This is a genomic window from Stenotrophomonas sp. 2YAF22 (assembly GCF_052114665.1).
Classification (GTDB): Bacteria; Pseudomonadota; Gammaproteobacteria; order Xanthomonadales; family Xanthomonadaceae; genus Stenotrophomonas; species Stenotrophomonas indicatrix.
The window spans coordinates 1-3,009 of sequence record NZ_JBFRFE010000549.1; the positions used below are offsets into that span (position 1 = coordinate 1).

At 66.8% G+C, this 3,009-nt stretch carries 2 protein-coding genes; both read right to left on the bottom strand.

Annotated features, from left to right (window positions below):
* On the bottom strand, window positions 1-1,095 hold a 1,095-nt coding region (locus tag AB4Y84_RS17945; RefSeq protein WP_442250584.1), incomplete at its 3' end, for a TldD/PmbA family protein.
* 27 nt (window positions 1,096-1,122) lie between these two features.
* Window positions 1,123-2,754 (bottom strand): TldD/PmbA family protein, encoded by a 1,632-nt coding sequence (locus AB4Y84_RS17950; protein ID WP_442243955.1) that lies wholly within the window; start codon window positions 2,752-2,754, stop codon window positions 1,123-1,125.
* Between the last annotated feature and the right edge of the window lie 255 nt (window positions 2,755-3,009).

Sequence of the window (3,009 nt, forward strand, 5' to 3'; positions counted from 1 at the left end):
GTCGTACGCGACCGCGCCGAGGCTGCCCGGCTGGGTCTTGTCGGCAAAGATGTTCACGTGCTCGCTGCCGTACTGGAAATGCTGCTCGCGCTTGTCCAGGGTGGCGAAGCTGGTGCCGGCGTAGTTGGCTTCGTAGCCGAGCACGCGGTCCAGTTCCAGCGGGTGGCCGATCGACTCGTGGATGGTCAGCCAGGTGTGCGACGGATCCAGGATCAGGTCGTACTTGCCGGGCTTCACCGACGGCGCCTTCAGCTTCTCCTGCGCCTGCTTGGCCGCCGCGATGGCATCTTCCTTCATGTCGTAGGACGAGCCGTAGTTGACCACGCCATTGGGCGTGAGCACCTTGCCGGCAGCTGCGCCATCGAGGTACTCGTAGCCCAGGCCCATCGGTGCGGACAGGCCTTCGCGGGTGCGGAACTTGCCGCTGGCCTTGTCGATGGCGGTGATCGTCATCGGTGCCCAGATGCGGTGCACGTCCTGGTCGATGTAGGAACCGTCGGTGGAGGCGAAGTACTTCTGCTCGTTCACCAGGAACAGCATCGAGTTGACGAAGCTGGCGCCGGCGCCCATCGCCGCGGCGTTGACGTCCAGCAGCAGGTCGACCTTCTCCTTGATCGGCACCTCCATCGCATTCTTGCGGATCGGCGTCTTCCAGCTGACCTCGCCCACGCCCGGCGCCTTGGCCAGCTGCACCGGCGCGGTCTGCACGCCCGCGTTGGCCTTGGCGATCGCCGCCGCCTGCTGCGCGGCACGGGCCACGTCGGCGGTGCTGAGCGCATTGGTGGCGGCAAAGCCCCAGGCGCCGTTGACGATCACGCGGATGCCCACACCGGTGGACTCGGTGTTGACCACGTTCTGCACCTTGTCCTCGCGGGTGATCACGAACTGCCGCAGGTAGCGGCCGATGCGCACGTCGCAGTAGGTGGCGCCGGCGCTGCGCGCAGCCTGCAGGGCGGCGTCGGCCAGGCGCTTCTTCAGCGCAGGGTCGAGGCTGGACTGCAGTTGCTCGGCGGCGATCGCCTTGCCGAAGAACGACGGCACGATCAGGCCGCCAGCGGTAAGCCCGGTCAGGGCCAGGAAGTCACGTCTGTGCAAGGCTGCTCTCCATGAAGGACGGGTGGCTCAAGCGCCGAGACTGCGCGCGGTGTTGATGATGTTGATGCCGTTGAAACGGGTGGTGGACGAACCGTGCGAGACCGCCGACACCTGGCCGGGCTGGCCCTTGCCGTCGAAGAACGAACCGCCAAGGCGGAAGTCGCGTTCATCGCAGATGGCGCTGCAGGCGTTCCAGAACTCCGGCGTGCGGATCTGGTAGGCCGCATCCTCGACCATGCCGGTGATCTTTCCGTTCCTGATCTGGTAGTACAGCTGGCCGCCGAACTGCGCGTTGTAGCGCTGCTGATCGATGGAGTACGAGCCGCGGCCGTGGATGTAGATGCCGTTCTCCACGTCCTTGATCATGTCCTCCACGCTGAGCGGCGTCCTGCCCGGCGCCAGCGAGACATTGGCCATGCGCTGGAACTGCACGCTGGACCACGAGTCGGCATAGCTGCAGCCATGCGAGGCGTCGCGGCCGAGGATGTGCGCCTCATCGCGGGTGGCCTGGTAGTCGACCAGGATGCCGTCGCGCACCAGGTCCCAGCGCTGGGTCTTCACCCCTTCGTCGTCGTAGCCGACCGCGCCGAGGCTGCCCGGCTGGGTCTTGTCGGCGAAGAAGGTGACGATGTCGCTGCCCCAGCGGAAACCGGCATCGCGCTTGTCCAGGGTGGCGAAGCTGGTGCCGGCGTAGTTGGCCTCGTAGCCGAGCACGCGGTCCAGTTCCAGCGGGTGGCCGACATTCTCGTGGATGGTGAGGAACAGGTTGGACGGATCCAGCACCAGGTCGTACTTGCCGGGCTTCACCGAGGGCGCCTTCAGCTTCTCGCGCGCCTGGCGGGCGGCGGCGATGGCGTCCTCGACCGGGTCATAGGAATCGCGGTACGCAGTGATGCCACCGGGCAGCTGCACCTTGCCGCGTGCATCGCCATCAAGGAACTCGTAGCCCATGCCCATCGGCGAAGACAGGCCGGCGCGGGTGCGGAACTTGCCGCTGGCCTTGTCGATGGCGGTGGCGGTGAACGGCAGCCAGATACGGTGGATGTCCTGGTCGATGAACGAACCGTCGCTGGAAGCGAAGTACTTCTGCTCGTTGACCAGGAACAGGGTGGAATTGATGAAGTCGGCACCCGCATTCAGTGCGGCCGCATTGAGCGCCAGCAGCAGCTCGACCTTGTCCTGGATGGGCACTTCCATCGCATTGCGGCGGATGGGCGTCTGCCAACGCACCTCGCCGACSGCCGGGGTGGGCGCCAGCTGCACCGGGCGGGTCTGGATGCTGGCATTGGCGCGGGCGATGGCGGTGGCCTGTTCGACGGCGGTGCGCACCGCCGCTTCGGTCTGCTGGTGGGTAGCGGCGAAACCCCAGGCACCGTTGACGATCACCCGCACGCCCACACCGGATGATTCGCGGTTGGTCACGTTGCCGACCTGGTGCTCGCGGGTGATCACCGACTGGTTGAGGTAGCGGCCGATGCGCACGTCGCAGTAGCTGGCCTTGGCCGAACGCGCGGCGGCGAGGGCGACCTCGGCCAGGCGCCGGCGCTTGGCCGGGTCGACCGGGGCCAGCAACTGCTCGGCGGCGATCAGCCGCGAATGCGGCAGGACCAGGCCCGCCAGGCCCAGACCGGAAAATGCCAGGAACTCACGTCGTTGCACTGCGTCTCTCTCTCACTTCCGTGCGGCCGGCAAAGGACCGATCCGATCACGTCAACTCCTCGACTTTCGCCAGCGGCGGACATTCGGGCAAGTGACTGCAGTCATGGTCGGGGAGGGTTTCGGCAGGGCTTGCAGCCCTGCACCTGCTGTAGTGCCGGCCGCTGGCCGGCAACCTCAGCAGCAACGTCAACGTCAAAAGCGGGCATTCCGTGGGTGGGCGGGGCGGTGTCGGAGTGCGGGGACGCCGTGAATCCG